Source organism: Accumulibacter sp. (genome assembly GCF_023806625.1).
Lineage (GTDB): Bacteria > Pseudomonadota > Gammaproteobacteria > Burkholderiales > Rhodocyclaceae > Accumulibacter.
This window is the reverse complement of the sequence record NZ_JAMTDX010000083.1, coordinates 1-17052: the sequence shown is the minus strand read 5'-3', so window position 1 is coordinate 17052 and position 17052 is coordinate 1. Positions and strand designations below refer to the sequence as shown.

Genomic DNA, 17052 nt, shown 5'->3' with positions numbered 1-17052 from the left:
GCCGTCGGCTCACCACGGCTCGGCGCGACCCCGGAATTCGGCGAGCAGTCCGGCGAATTCCGGCAGCAGCGTCTCCGTCTGAGCAACCAGCCAGACATCGATCGCCTCCGCCTTCCGGCGCCGCAACGCGGCCGCGGTCAGCTGCCTCGCCACTGCGAGATCGTTGAGTCGGCCGAGCAGCTCCTGGAGCATCGTCGCCGACCCATGGTAGTCGACGAGCAACGGCCCGGAAAGGATCGGGGAGAAGAATTCCAGTGCGTAACGCAACTGCTTGAAGGCCACCCGCAGGCGATGGCGGGCCGCCGCATCGGCGAGGATACCCTCGACCGCGCGCTCGGTGACCCGCCTCGCCCGCCTGCTCAGGCAACGCGGCACGAAGGCAGCGAGCGTCCCGGCCGAGTTCTCGGGCAAGGCCATCAGCTCACCGGCAAAGTCGATCAGCAGGCGCGAATATTCGGGTGAACTCAGGGCCTTGCGGCTCGCCCGACGGCTGCGGGCGCAGTGCCGTCGAGCCCGGCGCGAAAGCTGATCGATCACCCCGCGGTCCGTGAATGCCCCGGCGATCGCCGGCAGCGTCTCGGAGAGAAAGACGTCCCAGTTGCGGGTGTCGCCGAGTCTCGTCGCGAGTCCCTGCCACAACGGTTCGTAGCGGGCCACGAACGGCTCGGGCAGGATCGGTTCCCAAAGGCGAATGGCCGAACGGAGCCGGCGAATCGCGACTCTTGCCTGGTGGACGAATTCCGGCTGCTCGGTCTCGCACACGCCCTGCTCGTTGCTCTGCAGCTGTTGAAGGCAGGACAGCGCGATCCCCCGGAAAGCGGACATCGCCGGCATTTCCCCGTCCAGGCTGACCGCCTGTGCCTTGACCGGCAGCAAGGGGGTTCCGTCAAGCAGGCGATAAGCCCAGTCGGACTTGCTGCTGACCTCGGGGTGCAGCGGCAGGCTGGCCTGCAGGGCGCTGGCGACTTCGAACAGGTCGCTGACCGTGCCAGCGAGTAGTTCGATCTCCACCTCCCGGAGACGCTGCCGCTGTCCCTGGGCCTCGATCCAGCCGCGGTCGAGCGACACTTCGACGCGAACCTTCTGATCCGGCTCGAGCAACCAGCTGTCGCGGCGAGAGCGAATCGAGAACGCGGGCTGCAACTCGTCGACGATCTGTTCAAGGATTCCCCGTAGCCGCGTGTCATCGACGTGCGAGAAATCGAAGTGTCCCGGCTCGGCGACGACCTCCCACTCGCCACGCTCCGCCAAACCCACCGTCAGCGGCCGGACGGTCTTCACCCCGAGCATCCATTGCCGGCCGCTGCGCCGGAACCGGACGAGAATCCGCTCGTGCCTCAGCCGGCGATCGGGCGTGTCATAGTAGGTGCTCTGCAACCGTTGCCGGCGTGGCTGGACGTCGCTGAGCGTGGCATGCTCGGCCAACTCGCGCGCGCTTCGCGCAGAAAGGGACAATTTGATTTCGCTTTCGATGGTCATGATCTTTTTGGTCAGCGTTGGTCTTGCCAGGGAACGGCCGTGTTCTCCGGATCAGGTGTGACTAAGACATCTTTTCGATCAGGTGCGCCTTCAGCTGGGCACGCCCGGACGGGTTGGCGAGCGCGATGATCGTGCTTCCGGCGAAGATCAACTCATCGACCTTCGGATTGAAGATCCAGGCCCCGTCCTCCTCGCGCACCGCAAGCAGGATGTAATCGGGGCTACGCAGACGGAGGTCGCCGACGCGGGTTGGCGGGAAACTCGCCGGAACCGGCACTTCCTCGATGCGCACATTCTTGTCCGACCTGACCATCTCGTCGAGAAAACCGACGACGTGCGGCCTGACCATTGCCGATGCCAGCCGGATGCCGCCCGTGAAGTCCGGCGAGATCACTGCATCGGCACCGGCCTTGCGCATCTTCTCGACGTTGCGCAGTTCCTGCGCCCGCGCGACGATGCGCAGCCCCGGATTGAGCTGCCGGGCAGTGATGATGATCATCAGGTTGCGCGAGTCATCGCCGGTCACCGCAAACAGGCCTCGGGCATCCTCGATGTCCGCCGCATCGAGCAGATCGTCGTCCGAAGCGTCACCCTGGAGGTAGAGCAGGCCTGGGTACTTCTCGAGATTCTCCTCGAAGCGTTGCTCCTCGATGTCGATGGCGACGAAGTGGCGGCCGGTATTCTGCAGTTCGCGGCCGACGCTTCGACCCACCCGTCCGAAGCCGCAGATGACAAAATGTTGCCGCAACTTCTGTATGCGCTTTTCCATCCGCCTCCTCCGCAGGGAGTAGTCGAGGTCCTTTTCGAGAAAGAACACTGAAAGAGTGGTGAACAGAAAGGTTAGCGCACCCAGCCCCGAAATGGCTATCAGACCGGCAAAGAGGCGGTCCTCGATCCCGTGCAGGGGAACGATTTCGCCGTATCCAACCGTCGAGATGGTGATCAGGGTCATGTACAGCGAGTCGGACCACGTCGCGTCGTCACCACCAATTTGGAAGAAGCCGACCGTCCCCACACCGACCAGAGCCAGGACGACCATCCCCGCCCAGGCGATCCTGACGACGATCCGGCGCAGCTGGGTCGCTACGGTGAGCTCCGAGTCGGACAGACGACGTCGACGGGCCCGTCGCCGCGCTGGCGGCGGACTATCGAACATGCGTCGGACGACAGACCGGCAGGGAGATGACCGACATTGGCGTCACACAGGCGATGGCGAGGGCTCTGACAAGCGCCCAGCCGCCCGAGACCGGGGTATGCTGACCGGGCGAGATTCGCACATCCGGCGGCAATTGTCCACCGCACCATCGTTGACCAATCCGCCATGCAGGTGGGCCATCCACCGCTTGGCCACTGCACAGATCAGGGACCGCTGATGAACCAAAGACACCACCGCCGGCCCGCGGGAAGCTTCCGGGCGAGCCAGCGGATCGCCGAAGCGATCCTCGATTATGTCGGCCATATACCGACGACCGGCGAGGGCCATCGACGGGAAGCGCCAATGCATGCCCAAACGATCGCTCGAGCGACAGCCCGGCAAGCGGCAGTCACTGCCGGCAGCCTGACTCTGCCACCCGGCCCGCTCGGCTGGCTGACCGTTCTCCCGGAGTTGCGCGCGCTTTGGCGACTGCAGACGCAGATGGTCGCCGACATCGCTGGCTGCTTCGGAAAGACGGACGACCTGGGGCGCGAAGAAATGCTCTATTGCCTCTTCCGGCACACCGATCCGCGCGCCGTGCGCGATCTCGCCGCCAGGGTCGGCAGGCGAATCGTCGTTCAACGCGCGGCGCGGCCGAAGATCGAGTCGGTAGCCCTGAAGATCGCCATTCACCTATCGCAGAGACTGGTCAGTCGAGGCGTCTCGCGCTGGATCCCGGTCTTTGGTGCGCTAGGCGCCGGCGCCTACGCGTATTACGACACCTGGCAGGTCGCGCGCACTGCGTGCGACTTCTTTGCGAGCGAAAGGGTCGTCGAAGGGGAGGTCGTCGACGCTGGCGTCGCTCCGGATTGACCCGCCGGGGATGGGCGGCGCTGAGCACAGCGGCGCCTGACGAGCGGTCGCCTGTGCAAAGCGGTGCGACCAGACTCAGCGATCGAACCGATCCGGAGCAGGGGTCCTCCAGTCCGACGGCCAGCTCTGTTCCGGCCGCCCCTCCGCTCCGCGTCACCCGAGGCTGTTAGAATGCCGTCGAACGAGCAGCGAGGGAAACGGGGAGATGACACGCGACGCGATCAGGCACCTCGAAGAATGGGCGAACCCACGGACAGTCGTCATCCTGACGCTGCTGCTCCTCGGCGCCCTGTGGACAGTGGTCATCACCTCGGCTCTCGCCGCTCGACGCGAAAGCATCGAGAACTCGGTTCAACTTCTGCAACGGACGGTCCGCGGTCTCGAAGAACAGACGCGGCAGCACTTTCGTCTGCTCAACTTCTTTCTCCTCGACAGCGCGCACTGGCTGCAGCGCGAGCGGCGCGAGCTGGCGAAGGACCTGACTCTACGGGAACGGATCGAGACGTTTCGGGTGAGCACCGGCGGATCGGTCGACATCCGCTTTGTCGATGTCGACGGTCGAATCCTCGACGAGGCGGGAGTCGCTGACCAGACCCGAGGCGCAGCGGCCGAATACGATCCCCTGAAGGGCGCCCGGCCAGCGGCCGGGCTGTACATCGGGAACGTCGCCGTCAACCCAGCCGGCAACCGCCGCGAACTGCTCGCGTCCTTTCCGCTTCACCAGCCAGTTCGCGGCATTGTGTCGCTTCTTGCGCTTGTCGAACTTACTGCCCTGGCGGGTTCCTACGAGGAACAGCGTCCCGTGCCCGGTGGCACAGTCGCGCTTCTCCGCCTCGACGGCAGCACGCTGGCAACCGTTCCCGAGAGCAGCGGAGCGCTCTGGCCGTCGACAATCGCCGCGGAGGTGGTTCAACGGCAGGTGGATCAGGCGCAGGACTCGTTCGTGTTCATCGACGAGCGGGAAGCAGGAGAAACCAGGCAACTGGTGAGCTATTCGACAGTCAGGGACTTCCCGTTGCTGGTCGTGGTCAGCCAGGACTATGAGGAGGCACTGGCCCCCTGGTTTGCCCAGATGCTCTGGGTTGTCCTGCTCGCCCTGGGTGTCACCGTACCGCTGGTGATCGTCGCCTGGCGGTCCCTGCGGCTGCTCCAGGCAATCGCCATCCGTGATGCGGCACTGCACCGTCTGACGACCGGCGACAGCCTGACGGGAGCCAGCAATCGGCAGCATTTCGCCGATCGCCTGGACGGCGCCTTGCGCCGTTCACAGGCCGAGCACACGCCGTTGAGCGTGCTCCTGTTCACGATCGACTTTTTCAGACGGATCAACGACGGCTACGGACACGCGATTGGCGACCAGGTCCTGATCGCATTCGCGGAGGCGGCGAGAAACTGCCTTCGCCACGAGGACCTCGTGGGCAGGATCGGCGCCTGTGAATTCGCCATCATGCTGCCCGGAACGGATCTCGACGACTCGCTGGTCGTTGCCGAACGCATCCGCGCCGAGATTGCCAGGATATCGATTCCGAGCGACAACGGCACCGTCGAGTTCACCGCCAGCGTCGGCGCCACGGCGGCAAACGCGGCCGACCAGTCGATCGACGAACTGCTCAGACGCGCCACAGCGGCGTTGCACGGCGCCCGCCTCGAAGGTCACGACCACGTCGCGACCGGCTGAGTTTCGGTCAAACAGCTGCCCGCGACACTCCTGACCAAGCTCCAGTGGGAAACACGTGCGGCATTCGGCCGGGCCAGGCGAGAGCCGGACTATTCGCATGGACCTGCCGACCGTCGATCATCTGCCCCGCCATTCGGGCTTGCGCTTGCCGACGAAGGCATCGATTCCCTCTGCCGCGTCTTCGGTCATCATGTTGCAGGCCATCACCTCGGAAGCGTACTGATAGGCTGCATCGAGCCCCATCTCGAGTTGCCGGTAGAACATCTGCTTGCCCATTGCGATCGCCACCGACGACTTGGCGACGATCGAGCGAGCCAGCCTCGACACCTCGGCGTCGAGCGCCTCGCTCGCCACGACGCGATTGACCAGCCCCTGATCCATCGCCGTCCGTGCATCGATGAAATCACCGGTGAGGAGCATCTCGAGCGCCTGCTTGCGGCCAAGATTGCGCGCCAGCCCAACGGCCGGCGTCGCGCAGAACAGACCGACGTTGATCCCCGATGTAGCAAAGCGCGCCGTCTCCGCCGCCACGGCAAGGTCGCACATCGACACCAGCTGGCAACCGGCCGCCGTGGCAATGCCGTGCACGCGGGCGATCACCGGTTGCGGGATTTGCGTCAGCGTGACCATCAGCCTGCCGCAACTCCGGAACAACTCCTGCATGAACGCCTTCTCGCAGTTGGCACGCATCTCCTTGAGATCGTGGCCTGCACAGAAGGCCTTGCCGGCACCAGCGAGAACGACGACGCGCGCTGCGGGATCCGCGGCGATCGCCTCGAGCTCGGCCTGCAGGGCAGCGATCATCGCCTGCGACAGCGCGTTGAACTGGCTGGGGCGATTGAGCGTCAGTGTGACGATTCCCTGGTCATCGTGGCGGAGAACGTAGGCCTCCTCCGGAGCCATCGTCGGGGTTTGCATCGGTGTCTCTCCTGATCTGTCGTGGCGAGCGCCAACAGCGTGTCGCTCGCACCGGGGTTGGGTCATCGGCCGATAGGACAGGGCTCCGCGTCGGCGCGGCTGCCCGCCGGCCAGCAGGTATCACTCGATCGCGGCGGCCGACTTCGCCTGCTCGCGCAGGACGTACTTCTGAATCTTGCCGGTCGAGGTCTTCGGCAGCGTGCAGAAGACGACGCGCTTGGGAATCTTGAAACGCGCCATGTGCTGGCGGCAGAAATCGATGATTTCCGGCTCGCTGGCACTGGCTCCGTCGCGCAATTCCAGAAAGGCACAGGGGACTTCGCCCCAGGTCGGATCGGGAGTCGCCACGACGGCCGCGGCAATCACCGCCGGATGCTTGTAGAGAACGTCCTCGACCTCGATCGACGAGATGTTCTCGCCCCCGGAGATGATCACGTCTTTCGAGCGATCCTTGATCTTCACGTAGCCGTCCGGATGCATCACCGCGAGGTCGCCGGTGTGATACCAGCCACCGGCGAAGGACTCCGCGCTGGCCTTGGGATTCTTGAGATAGCCCTTCATCACCAGATTGCCGCGGAACATGATCTCGCCCATCGTCTCGCGATCCCACGGCACCGGCTCCATGGTCGCCGGATCGAGAACGGTGATCGCTTCCTGCGCGTGGTAGCGGACGCCCTGCCGGCCGTTGAGTTCGACCTGTTCGGCCAGCGGCAGACTCGTCCAGTGGCCGTGTTTGGCGCACACGGCAGCAGGACCGTAGGTCTCGGTGAGGCCATAGACGTGCGTCAGGTCGACGCCGATTCCCGCCATTGCCTCGATTACCGCGGCCGGCGGTGGCGCCGCGGCGATCAACCCGGAGACCTTGTGCGTGATCCCCTCGCGCAGTTCGGCCGGGGCGTTGGCCATCAGGCTGTGAACGATCGGCGCGCCGCAGTAATGGGTGACCCCGTGCGCGCGGATCGCCTCGAAGATCAGCTTCGGATCGACCCGGCGCAGGCAGACGTTGGTGCCGGCATTGGCCGCCATCGTCCACACGAAACACCAGCCGTTGCAATGGAACATCGGCAAGGTCCACAGATAGACCGAATGCGGCGGCATGCCCCAGCTGACGATGTTGCTCATCGAGTTCAGGTAAGCGCCACGATGATGGTAGACCACACCCTTCGGATTCCCCGTCGTTCCCGATGTGTAGTTCAGCGAGATCGCGTCCCACTCGTCAGCCGGCCCACCCCACGGGAAGTCGGGGCTGCCTGCCGCGATGAACGACTCGTACTCGATCGTTCCGAGCCTCCCTCCCGGACCGTTGTATTCCGGGTCATCGACATCGACGACGAGAATCGTTCGTTGTAACGCGGCCAGCGCTTTCTTCACCGTTGGCGAGTACTCCCGATCGGTGATCAACACCCTGGCCTCGCCGTGATCGAGCATGAAGGCGATCGTCTCCGCGTCGAGCCTGGTATTCAGGGTATTCAGGACGGCGCCGGTGGCCGGCACGCCAAAATGGCACTCGACCATCTCCGGCGTGTTGTTGAGCATCGCCGCCACGGTGTCGCCGAGGCCGACGCCGTGCGCAGCCAACGCCGAGGCGAGACGACGCGAACGCTCGAAGGTCTCCCGCCAAGTGTAGCGACGCTGTCCATGGATGACCGCACAGCGTTCCGGGTATACGTAGGCCGAACGGGCAAGAAAGGTCAGCGGCGTCAGCGGTGCGTAGTTGGCGGCATTCTTGTCGAGACCTTCCTGATAAATGTTTTTCATCCCCGGCTTCTCCTCTACAGTGGTGAGTGCTCTTGATCGTCCCCGGCAGAAGGCCGGCAAATTGTCAGCCTGCCACGTTTGTCGAGATCGTTCAACCAGCTCGCGAACTGCCCAGCCAGCGAATCGCCGGCCGCGACCATCGCCCTGACTGCCCCTCGCGCGTCACCCGTTGCCGCCGGCTGCTCGCTGCTCATCGCGCGCTCGGCGACGATCCGATGTCGTGCGTCGAGCAGCTTCGCCCGGCCCCGCACGGAGCCCCGGCTGCGCTCGGGCGTGTCGAACAGCTGGGCAAATTCCTCCAGCTCGAAGCGCAACACGCAACTGACCGCCACCCGGCCGCTCGAGCCGGCCATGCCCAGTTGCTGGCGCAAGCGTTGCGCCAGCAACTGGGCCGGTCCACCCGCCCAGCGGCTCAGCGAATAACTGCGCAGTCTGAACGGACTGTCGTAGAGTAGCCGATACTCGATTGCCGACGAGTCCAGCCATGAGGGAGCCCGGACCTCGAGCGCGATGCTCGACCAGCCGGCCTCTCTAACGGACTGCTCGACAGCCGATCCGAAGTCGTAGACCTCGACTGGCGGCGACCCGCGCGGTCCGCTGGCACAAGCCCCGAGCGCGAGCAGCACGATCACGATCGGCAACGGCTTCATGAGCTTCGCTCGCTCGCCGACGGGGCAACGAAGCCTGGCTCGCCCGGACCGGGAACTGCAGGTGGCGGCCCGAAGAGCAAGCTCTGCGGGGACTCTTCCATCAGCTGCAGAACCCGGTTCAGCTGGCGCGAGGTCGCCGACAATTCTCCGCCGAGTTCGTTGAGGCGCGGAGCGAGCGCGCCAAAGCCCTCCGGCGAAGGATCGCCGATCAGGCCATCGAGCCTCGCGCTGACCGACTGCAGACCAGAGAGGAGGCGGCGTGCCTCGATCAGCAGGGGTACCAGTTCCGCCGATGCCCGCTCGGCATGGCTCAGGGTCGCACCGAGCAGTTTGAGGTTCTCGCGAGACAGCGCCTCTTGCAACTGGACGGCCACCTGGTTGGCATTGCCGGTCGTCGCCTCGAGCCGGGCTAGAATCGCCGCCAGATGCCGGCGATTTTCGTCGTCGAGAACCTGACTCGCTCGGCCGACGAACTCTCGCGCTTCCCGGAGAGTCGCCGGACCGGCCTCGGACAGTTCCTCGACCAGCGACGGCTGCATGGCGATCGGCGGCGAACCCTGGCCACCGGCCAGAGGTTCCGGGTTGCTTCCAGCATCTTCGAGCAACACGTGGGCGATGCCGGTGACCCCCTGATAACCGAGCCTGGCGGTCGTTCCTCGGGTCAGCGGCAGCGAGCTGTCTACGCTGATGCGGATGATGATGTTGCGGACATCCTCGGGGTCGAGTTCGATGGCCTCGACCTTGCCCACCCGGATGCCCCGGTAACGGACCTGGCCCTGGACGCTCAGGCCGGTCACGTTCTGCCTCGAAATCACCGTGTAGTCGCGCGTCGATTCATGGCTGCCTCCGAACCACCAGATCGACAGGACCAGAGCCAAACCGAGAAGAAGCGTAAACAAACCTGCCAGCAGGGCATGCGAACGGTCTTCCATCGCTAGGCCGCCGCCTTTCCGATCGCCGCTGCTGCCCGCCCGGAACCGAAGAAGTTGCGAATGAACGGATGGTCTACCGCGAGCACGTCTGCTGCGCTCCCCAAGGCGACGATCCGCTGGTCGGCGAGGACGGCGAAACGCGTGGCCAGCCCCCCCAGCGTCTCTGGATCGTGAGTCACCATCACCACCGTGAAGCCGAGCGCCATCTGCAGCATCCTGATCAGCCTGACGAAACTCTCGCTGCGGTCCGGATCGAGACCGGCGGTCGGCTCGTCGAGGACGAGCAGTTCGGGCTCCAGCGACAAGGCTCGCGCCAGGGCCACCCGTTTGGTCATCCCCCCCGAGAGCTCGGCCGGCATCAGCCACGCATGGCGGGCCTCGAGCTCGACCATGGCCAGCTTGAGCATCACCAGCTCGCCGATCATCGCTTCGTCGAGAGTCCGCAGTTCCCGCAGCGGAAAGGCGATATTGTCATAGACGGAGAGCGCCGAAAAGAGCGCCCCCTGCTGGAAGAGCATCCCGAAGCGACGACGCAACGTTCGTTGACGCGCTGGATCGGGATCCAGGACCGGCTGGCCGAACAGCCTGACCGTTCCGGCGCTCGGTCTCAGCAGCCCGACGATCTCGCGCAAGAGCGTCGTCTTGCCGCTACCCGAACCCCCGACGAGACCGAGGACCTGCCCCCGCTCGAGTTCGAGATCGATGTCCTGGTGCACGACGATGTCGCCGAAGCGCGTGCTCAAATTGCGAATCTCGATCACCGGACCGGGTGCGTGGCCGCCGCTCGCCAGTGCATTCAAAAGGGGATCCCCACGTTGCGCGTGAGAATCGCGAACACCGCGTCGACGAGGATCACCACGGTGATCGAGGTGACCACCGAGGTGGTCGTTCGCGAGGACAGGCTTTCCGTGTTCGGGCGGACACGCAACCCGAAATGGCAGGCGATCAGGGCGATCAGAAAACCGAACGCAACCCCCTTGCCAACGCCGATCCAGACGTTGGCCACCGGCACGACCCGCGACAGCGTGTCGATGAAGAAGGCGTAAGACAGCCCCATCTGCAGCTTCGCCGAGACCATGCCGCCGACCAGTCCGGCCGCCGAACACCAGACGACCAGCAACGGCATGGTCACGGCCAGTGCGAGCACTTTTGGCAGAACGAGACGCTGGCTGCGCGAGACGCCCATCGTGGCCAGCGCGTCGATCTCTTCGGTCACCCGCATGACGCCGATCTGCGCCGTCATCGCCGACCCCGATCGGCCGGCGACGAGTACCGCGACGAGAACCGGGCCCAGTTCGCGGACGATGCTGATACCGAGAAGATTGACGATGAAGACGTCGGCACCGAAGGTCTTCAACTGTAGGGCGGAAAGATAGGAAAGGACGATGCCGATCAGGAAGCCGATCAGCGCGGTCACCGGCAAGGCCAGGGCGCCGGCCTTGTAGACGTTCGCCGAGAACTCTCGCCAGGGGATTTGGGCCGGCTGTCGCGCGAGATAGGCGAGGTCGAGAACCCCCTGTCCGAGCAGTCCGAGCAGACCGGCAAAATGATCCAGAGCGGCCAGCGCCTGCTCGCCGAGGAAAACCAGGCCTGGCCGCGCAGCGCGCGATCCGGCCTCCTTGCGCTCGACGCGAATCGCCACGACGCGTTCGAGGAGCGATCGATGCTCGGTCGACACGGCGAGCGCAGCCGGCCAGCAACGGCCCCAGGCCCGCCAGACGACGATCGCGCCCGCGCTGTCCAGGCGCGATATCGGACGGAGGTCCCACGCCTTTGCCCCCGCTCCGATCTCGCGGAGGCGCGCTTCGAGGCTGGAGAGCGGCTCGGGCATCGTCGCCAGAGTCCAGTCCCCCGAGAGCAGGACCTGAAGCCCGCCGGCCTGCTCGACGGTTTCGATGGCCGCCAGCGACATCCGTTTCCCGATCAGGCCTTCTGCAAGAGCTCCGGTTGCACGGCAGCGTCGGCGGGCACGGCCCGGACGCGCAACCTGATGCCGATCCGCCGCCAGAGAAGCGCCTCGTCACCGAGCGCAGCAGCGGTGATCGGGTTGGCGTCCGGCCAGCCGGAAGGCACGTCGATCTGGAAACCGACCGCCGACTCCCTGACCGACAGTTCGGGCAACGGCTGATCATCACGCGGGCGATGCAGCAAAACGGCGAGGCGCAGACAGAAAATCAGTCGCCAGTTCGGATCGCCGGCCGGCATCGACGCGAGCTTCTGCAGCTTGCCGCGCTGCCCGAGGACGAGCAGCGCAAGCCGGGCCTGATCGCGCTTCGAGAAACCCGGCATGTCGGCGTGGCTGATGATGTACGCACCGTGCTTGTGGAACTCGGTGTGGGCGACGGAAACGCCGATTTCGTGCAGCGATACCGCCCAGCGCAGGAAGTGCACGTCGTTCTCGTGTTCCGGAGAATCGAGCCTGATCAGTTGCCCGAGCAGCAGCAGCGCCGTGCGTTCGACACGCCGGACCTGGCTGGCGTCGACCTGGTAACGCGTCCGGAACTGGACGACCGTTTCGTCGCGGGTGTCATGATGCTCGAAACGTCCGAGCAGATCGTAGAGCACGCCGAGAGGAAGCGCGCCGTCGGAGTACGTCATCCGCTCGATTCCCAGTTCGGAGAAGACCGCCGACATGATCGCCAGGGTGCCGGGAAGGATCGGCAGACGGTCGGCGCGCATCGCCTCGAGCTTCATGGCCTCCGCCGAGCCCGCCCGGATGATCAGCTGGCGCAGGCTCGCCAATCCCTCGCGAGTGATCCCGTTCAGTCCTTCAGGGTTCAGACCGTTGCTCTCGATGATCTCGGCGAGTTCCTGAGCCGAACCGGACGATCCGACCGCCTCCTCCCAGCCGAAACGCTGATAGTCGGCAGCAATCGCCTCGATCTCGCGCGCGGCAGCCACCTCGGCGGCGTAGAAGCGCTTCTTGTCGACCCGGCCTTCCGGGAAGAAGCGCTGGCGATAGCTGATTCCGCCCATGAACAGCGATTCCATCATCAAGGGCTCGGCCCCTTCGCCAATGATGAACTCGGTCGAGCCGCCGCCGATGTCGACGACCAGGCGGCGATGCGCAGCCGCTGGCAGGGCATTCGCGGCACCGATGTAGATCAGTCGCGCCTCTTCACGCCCGCCGATCACCTCGATCGGAAAGCCGAGAGCCGCCTCGGCCTGCTGCAGGACCATGTGGGCGTTCCTCGCCACGCGCATCGCGTCGGTGCTCACGGCACGCACCGTTTCCGGGTCGAATCCCCGTAGGCGCTCACCGAAGCGCCGCAGGGCTTCGAAAGCGCGCTGTTGCGACGCGTGGTCGAGGAGTTTCTCGCGCGTCAGGCCGGAGCCCAGCCGGACGGTCTCCTTGAGATAGTCGAGCGGGTGTATCCGGTCCCCGACGATACGGCCGACCTGCAGGCGAAAGCTGTTCGATCCCAGATCGACACCGGCAATCAGTTCGTAACTCATGGCAGTCTGTTCCGCGGACCCGCGGTCCTCTGTCTGGATCGCTATCTTACCACCGCCGGCAACCGTACTGGCACCCCACCCCGGACCGGCGAGCGCCGACCTGCCAACCTGCCGGCAGACACGCAATCGTCATCGAGCGGGTCGACGCACGGGTGATCGGTGTAATATTTCTCCTCGCCTGGACGGATTTCCAGATCAATCTCTTCTGACGGAACGAACCATGAACCTAGTCGCCACGACCAGCGAAGCCCCGGCCCGACAGGCCCCGGCGAGCTTTCCTCCGGAGTACTTCCAGAATCGTGAGATGAGCCTGCTGGCTTTCCAGCGACGTGTTCTGTGGCAGGCGAGGAACCCGCGGACGCCACTCCTCGAACGTCTGCGCTTCCTGTGCATCGTCAGCAGCAACCTCGACGAGTTCTTCGAGATTCGCCTCGCCGGAGTCAAGGAGCAGATCAAGCTCGGGTCGGTCGCGATCACCACCGACGGCAAAACTGCCCAGGAAGTGTACCGGATGGTCAGCGACGAAACGCGCGCCCTGATCAAGGAACAGTATGCGCTGCTCAACGAGGAAATCCTCCCGGCGCTCGCATCCGAAGGCATCCGCTTCCTCAAGCGGTCGGACTGGAACGTAGAGCAGCGCGAATGGATCCGCGACTTCTTCTTCCGTGAAGTGATGCCGGTGATTACACCGATCGGGCTCGATCCCTCACACCCGTTTCCGCGCGTGCTCAACAAGAGCCTCAACTTTGCCGTCGAACTCGAAGGTCGCGACGCTTTCGGGCGGAGTTCGGGCGCGGCCATCGTCCAGGCGCCACGCGTACTGCCACGGGTCATCCGCCTGCCCCGCGAACTCGGCGAGTGCGAGTACGCTTTCGTCTTCCTGTCGTCGATCGTCCACGAGTTCGTCGGCGAACTGTTCGCTGGCATGAAGGTTCTCGGCTGTTACCAGTTCCGGGTCACCCGCAACAGCAACCTCTTCGTCGACGAGGAGGAAGTCAAGAACCTGCGCGCCAAGATCCAGGGCGAATTGCCCCAGCGCCACTTCGGCGACGCCGTTCGTCTCGAAGTCGCCAACAGTTGCTCGGATGCGATGACCCAGTTCCTGCTCGGCCAGTTCAACCTGACCGAGACCGACCTTTACCGGGTCGCCGGTCCGGTCAATCTGGTCCGCCTGATGCAGGTCCCCGACTGGGTGCTGCGCAACGATCTCAAGTTCGTCCCGTTTACCCCGGGAATCCCGAAGTCGCTGCAGAAGTGCCAGTGCATTTTCGACAGCATCCGCGCCGGCGACATCCTGCTGCACCACCCGTACCAGAGCTTCAACCCGGTGATCGACCTGCTCGAACAGTCGGCCGTCGATCCCCAGGTCGTGGCGATCAAGATGACCGTCTACCGCACCGGAACCGACTCGGTGCTCATGCAGTCGCTGCTGCGCGCGGCGCAGAACGGCAAGGACGTGACCGTCGTCGTCGAGCTGATGGCCCGCTTCGACGAGGAGGCCAACATCGGCTGGGCGACCAGGCTCGAGGAGGTTGGCGCACACGTCGTCTACGGTGTCGTCGGCTACAAGACTCACGCCAAGATGCTGATGATCGTCCGCCGCGAGGAAAGCAAGGCTGGCAGCAGCGTCCTGCGCCGCTACGTGCACCTCGGCACCGGCAACTATCATCCGAAAACTGCCCGCCTGTACTCCGACTTCGGTCTGCTGACCTGCAACGAGGAAATCGGCGCCGACACCAACGAGGTCTTCAAGCAGCTCACCGGCCTCGGTCGCGCGCAGACCCTCAAGCACCTCTGGCAGGCGCCCTTCACGCTGCAGCCGAACGTCGTGGCGGCGATCCGCGCCGAAGCGGAAGCTGCGCGTGCCGGCAAGCGCTCGCGAATCATCGCCAAGATGAACTCGCTGCTCGAACCGGAGACCATCGCCACGCTCTACGAAGCCTCTCAGGCGGGCGTCAAGATCGACCTGATCGTTCGCGGGGTGTGCGGCCTGCGCGCCGGAGTCAAGGGCCTGTCGGAGAACATCACCGTTCGCTCGATCATCGGCCGCCAGCTCGAACACCACCGTGTCTTCTATTTCTATGCTGGCGGCGAGGAAAGACTCTATCTGTCGAGCTCAGACTGGATGGAGCGCAACTTCTTCCGGCGTATCGAACTCGCCTTCCCGGTTCTCGACCGCAAGCTCAAGCGGCGGGTGATCAGCGAAGGCCTGCAGGTCTACCTCAACGACAACACGCTCGCCTGGGACCTCGGCGCCGACGGCGTCTACCACCAGCGGCGGGGCTCGCGGACGAGCCCGCACTGTTCGCAGGAAGAACTCATCGAACTGCTCAAGGCCTGAGAGGTCGTGAAGAAATCGTCGCGAGCAGGCCAGGATGCACGGCGCCAGGCAAGGGAGGGGACGGGTCCCTTCCCTCCGCAAGCGAACGACGAGACATGACTGGATCGTCGAACCCAAGCGCCCCGCGCGCCGCGGCGAGGAAGTCGCCGTCCCGGGCCGCAAGGCGTGGCTGATCCGGTCTACCGGGTCGAGCTGACCGCGAGCTTCCTGGAACGGCTGGAATCCAGCGAAGCCTTGCTCGCGGAAACCGACGCGCCAGACGCCTGCGACGCGCTGCTGGCGACGCTGCGGGGCACGGTCATCCCCAACCTGCGGCCTTTTTCGCACATCGGCCGGCGCTACCTGGACCAACCACCGCAGTCCGCCGAAGCGATCGCGCAGCTCGGCGAGCTGCCCGCGAGTGCGGCCGACGGCCTGCAGGTACTGGGCAGCGATGACTACCTGATCCTGTACGCCGAGGACAGGACGAACGCCACCGTACAGCTGTCGATCCGCCAGCACAGGCAATCGAGTTTCGATTTCGCGAGGCGGTGGTCTGGAGCGGGGCAAGAAGACGTGTAAGGGCAAGAACCACGAGGAGGAAGTCTGGCGGAAGCGCCGGCGACGCAACGGTCGGCTACACTGAACTCGGCTCTGGCCGATGGCCGACACGCTGCGCGGCAGCATGGACGCCACCGAGTCCAAGCACGTCTGCTTGGGCCTCTTGTTCCTCAAGTACATCTCCGACGCCTTCGAGGAAAGGCACGCCGCTCTGCTGGCGGAGACGGCTGAAGGGGCAGACCCCGAAGACCCCGACGAGTACCGCGCCCAGAGCATCTTCCGGGTGCCGCCCGAGGCGCGCTGGCCGCACCTGAAGCGCCAAGCGCGCCAGAGCACCATCGGCCAGCTCGTCGACGACGCGATGGCCGGCATCGAGCGCGACAATCCGGCGCTCAAGGGCGTGCTTCCGAAAGACTACGCTCGCCCCGCGCTCGACAAGCGGCGCCTGGGCCAGCTGATCGACCTGATCAGCAACATCAGGGTCGGCGACCAGGCCAGCCGCGCCAAGGACGCGCTCGGCCGCGTCTACGAATGCTTCCTCTCGCAGTTCGCCATCGCCGAGGGCAAGACGAGCGGCGAGTTCTACACGCCGCACTGCGTCGTCAAGCTGCTGATCGAAATGATCGAGCCCTACCGCGGCCGGGTTTACGACCCCTTCTGCAGCTCCTCGGACATGTTTGTGCAGTCGGTGGCGTTCATCCGCGCCCAGGCCAAGGGCAACGGCCACGGGGCAACACCCGCGCAAAGGCCAGGGCCGACATCTCGATCTACGGCCAGGAGTCGAAGTACACCGACTGGCCCCTGGCGCGCATGAACCTTGGCCTACGCAACATCGACAGCGACCAGATCGCGCACGGCGACACCTTCCACAACGACCGCCACGCGGACCTGAAGGCCGACTTCATCCTCGCCAACCCGCCCTTCAACATCTCCGACCGGGACGGCGAGCGCTTGGCGAGCGACAAGCGCTGGCGGTACGGCGTGCCACCAGCGGGCAACGCCAACTTCGCCTCGGTGCAGCACATCGTTCGCCAGCTGGCGCCCGCGGACCTGATCAACACCTGCTTCGCAGGCCCCGCCGGCGCGAATCGCCAGGCCAGGCGCGGACGGTCGAAGGAGAAGCGCAGCGACTGTCCGTCGGTCACGCTCGGTCTGGTGCTCGGCGGCAGTGGTTTCGTCAGGCGCTCACAGACCTTCGCCGCTAGCCCGAACTTTGGCCACTGAGTAGCCGCTCAAGCTAACCAATCATGAGTGGGCCCACTCGCCCCCGACCATGAAAGCCCTGGGCAGGG

At 65.2% G+C, this 17052-nt stretch carries 13 protein-coding genes and 1 pseudogene; 5 read left to right on the top strand and 9 right to left on the bottom strand.

The window, feature by feature from the left end; genetic code table 11:
• Window positions 1-9: 9 nt before the first annotated feature.
• Window positions 10-1479 (bottom strand): CYTH and CHAD domain-containing protein, encoded by a 1470-nt coding sequence (locus NFW05_RS13705; protein ID WP_295307882.1) that lies wholly within the window; start codon window positions 1477-1479, stop codon window positions 10-12.
• Window positions 1480-1540: 61 nt separating this feature from the next.
• The gene (locus NFW05_RS13700; protein ID WP_295307879.1) at window positions 1541-2635 is read right to left on the bottom strand and encodes a TrkA family potassium uptake protein; all 1095 of its coding nucleotides are present in this window, start codon (window positions 2633-2635) and stop codon (window positions 1541-1543) included.
• A 216-nt stretch (window positions 2636-2851) separates the two neighbouring features.
• On the opposite strand from NFW05_RS13700, the gene NFW05_RS13695 reads away from it, so the two are divergent.
• A complete protein-coding gene (locus tag NFW05_RS13695) occupies window positions 2852-3487 on the top strand; it encodes a hypothetical protein (RefSeq protein WP_295307876.1) in 636 nt (211 codons plus the stop codon).
• Window positions 3488-3692: 205 nt separating this feature from the next.
• Window positions 3693-5165: a GGDEF domain-containing protein gene (locus NFW05_RS13690; protein WP_295307873.1), complete on the top strand. Its 1473-nt coding sequence runs from the start codon at window positions 3693-3695 to the stop codon at window positions 5163-5165.
• Window positions 5166-5282: 117 nt separating this feature from the next.
• On the opposite strand, the gene NFW05_RS13685 is transcribed toward NFW05_RS13690, so the two are convergent.
• The 7 genes from NFW05_RS13685 to NFW05_RS13655 form a co-directional block, all read right to left on the bottom strand.
• On the bottom strand, window positions 5283-6083 hold the full coding sequence (locus tag NFW05_RS13685; protein ID WP_295307871.1) for an enoyl-CoA hydratase: 801 nt from the start codon (window positions 6081-6083) through the stop codon (window positions 5283-5285).
• A 120-nt stretch (window positions 6084-6203) separates the two neighbouring features.
• Window positions 6204-7841, bottom strand: a complete 1638-nt coding sequence (locus NFW05_RS13680) for an acyl-CoA synthetase (RefSeq protein ID WP_295307868.1) — start codon at window positions 7839-7841, stop codon at window positions 6204-6206.
• Window positions 7842-7855: 14 nt separating this feature from the next.
• A complete protein-coding gene (locus NFW05_RS13675) occupies window positions 7856-8491 on the bottom strand; it encodes an ABC-type transport auxiliary lipoprotein family protein (RefSeq protein ID WP_295307865.1) in 636 nt (211 codons plus the stop codon).
• Window positions 8488-9423 carry an MlaD family protein gene (locus NFW05_RS13670; RefSeq protein ID WP_295307862.1) on the bottom strand — a complete coding sequence of 312 codons (936 nt, stop codon included), beginning with the start codon at window positions 9421-9423 and terminating at the stop codon, window positions 8488-8490. The genes NFW05_RS13675 and NFW05_RS13670 overlap by 4 nt, the downstream gene beginning before the upstream one ends.
• A 2-nt stretch (window positions 9424-9425) precedes the next feature.
• On the bottom strand, window positions 9426-10223 hold the full coding sequence (locus tag NFW05_RS13665; protein WP_295307859.1) for an ATP-binding cassette domain-containing protein: 798 nt from the start codon (window positions 10221-10223) through the stop codon (window positions 9426-9428).
• Window positions 10220-11335, bottom strand: coding sequence for an ABC transporter permease (locus NFW05_RS13660; RefSeq protein WP_295307856.1), 1116 nt, complete (start codon window positions 11333-11335; stop codon window positions 10220-10222). The genes NFW05_RS13665 and NFW05_RS13660 overlap by 4 nt, the downstream gene beginning before the upstream one ends.
• Before the next feature lie 11 nt (window positions 11336-11346).
• Complete coding sequence (locus NFW05_RS13655; RefSeq protein WP_295307853.1) at window positions 11347-12879, bottom strand: Ppx/GppA phosphatase family protein; 1533 nt, start codon at window positions 12877-12879, stop codon at window positions 11347-11349.
• 220 nt (window positions 12880-13099) lie between these two features.
• On the opposite strand from NFW05_RS13655, the gene ppk1 reads away from it, so the two are divergent.
• The 3 genes and pseudogenes from ppk1 to NFW05_RS13640 all read left to right on the top strand — a co-directional run.
• A complete protein-coding gene (gene ppk1 / locus NFW05_RS13650; RefSeq protein ID WP_295307850.1) occupies window positions 13100-15220 on the top strand; it encodes a polyphosphate kinase 1 in 2121 nt (706 codons plus the stop codon).
• Between the two features lie 165 nt (window positions 15221-15385).
• Window positions 15386-15781 carry a type II toxin-antitoxin system RelE/ParE family toxin gene (locus NFW05_RS13645; protein WP_295307847.1) on the top strand — a complete coding sequence of 132 codons (396 nt, stop codon included), beginning with the start codon at window positions 15386-15388 and terminating at the stop codon, window positions 15779-15781.
• Window positions 15751-16804: pseudogene (locus tag NFW05_RS13640) on the top strand (class I SAM-dependent DNA methyltransferase); the annotation flags it as partial. The gene NFW05_RS13645 and the pseudogene NFW05_RS13640, both read left to right, overlap by 31 nt.
• Window positions 16805-17052 lie beyond the last annotated feature (248 nt).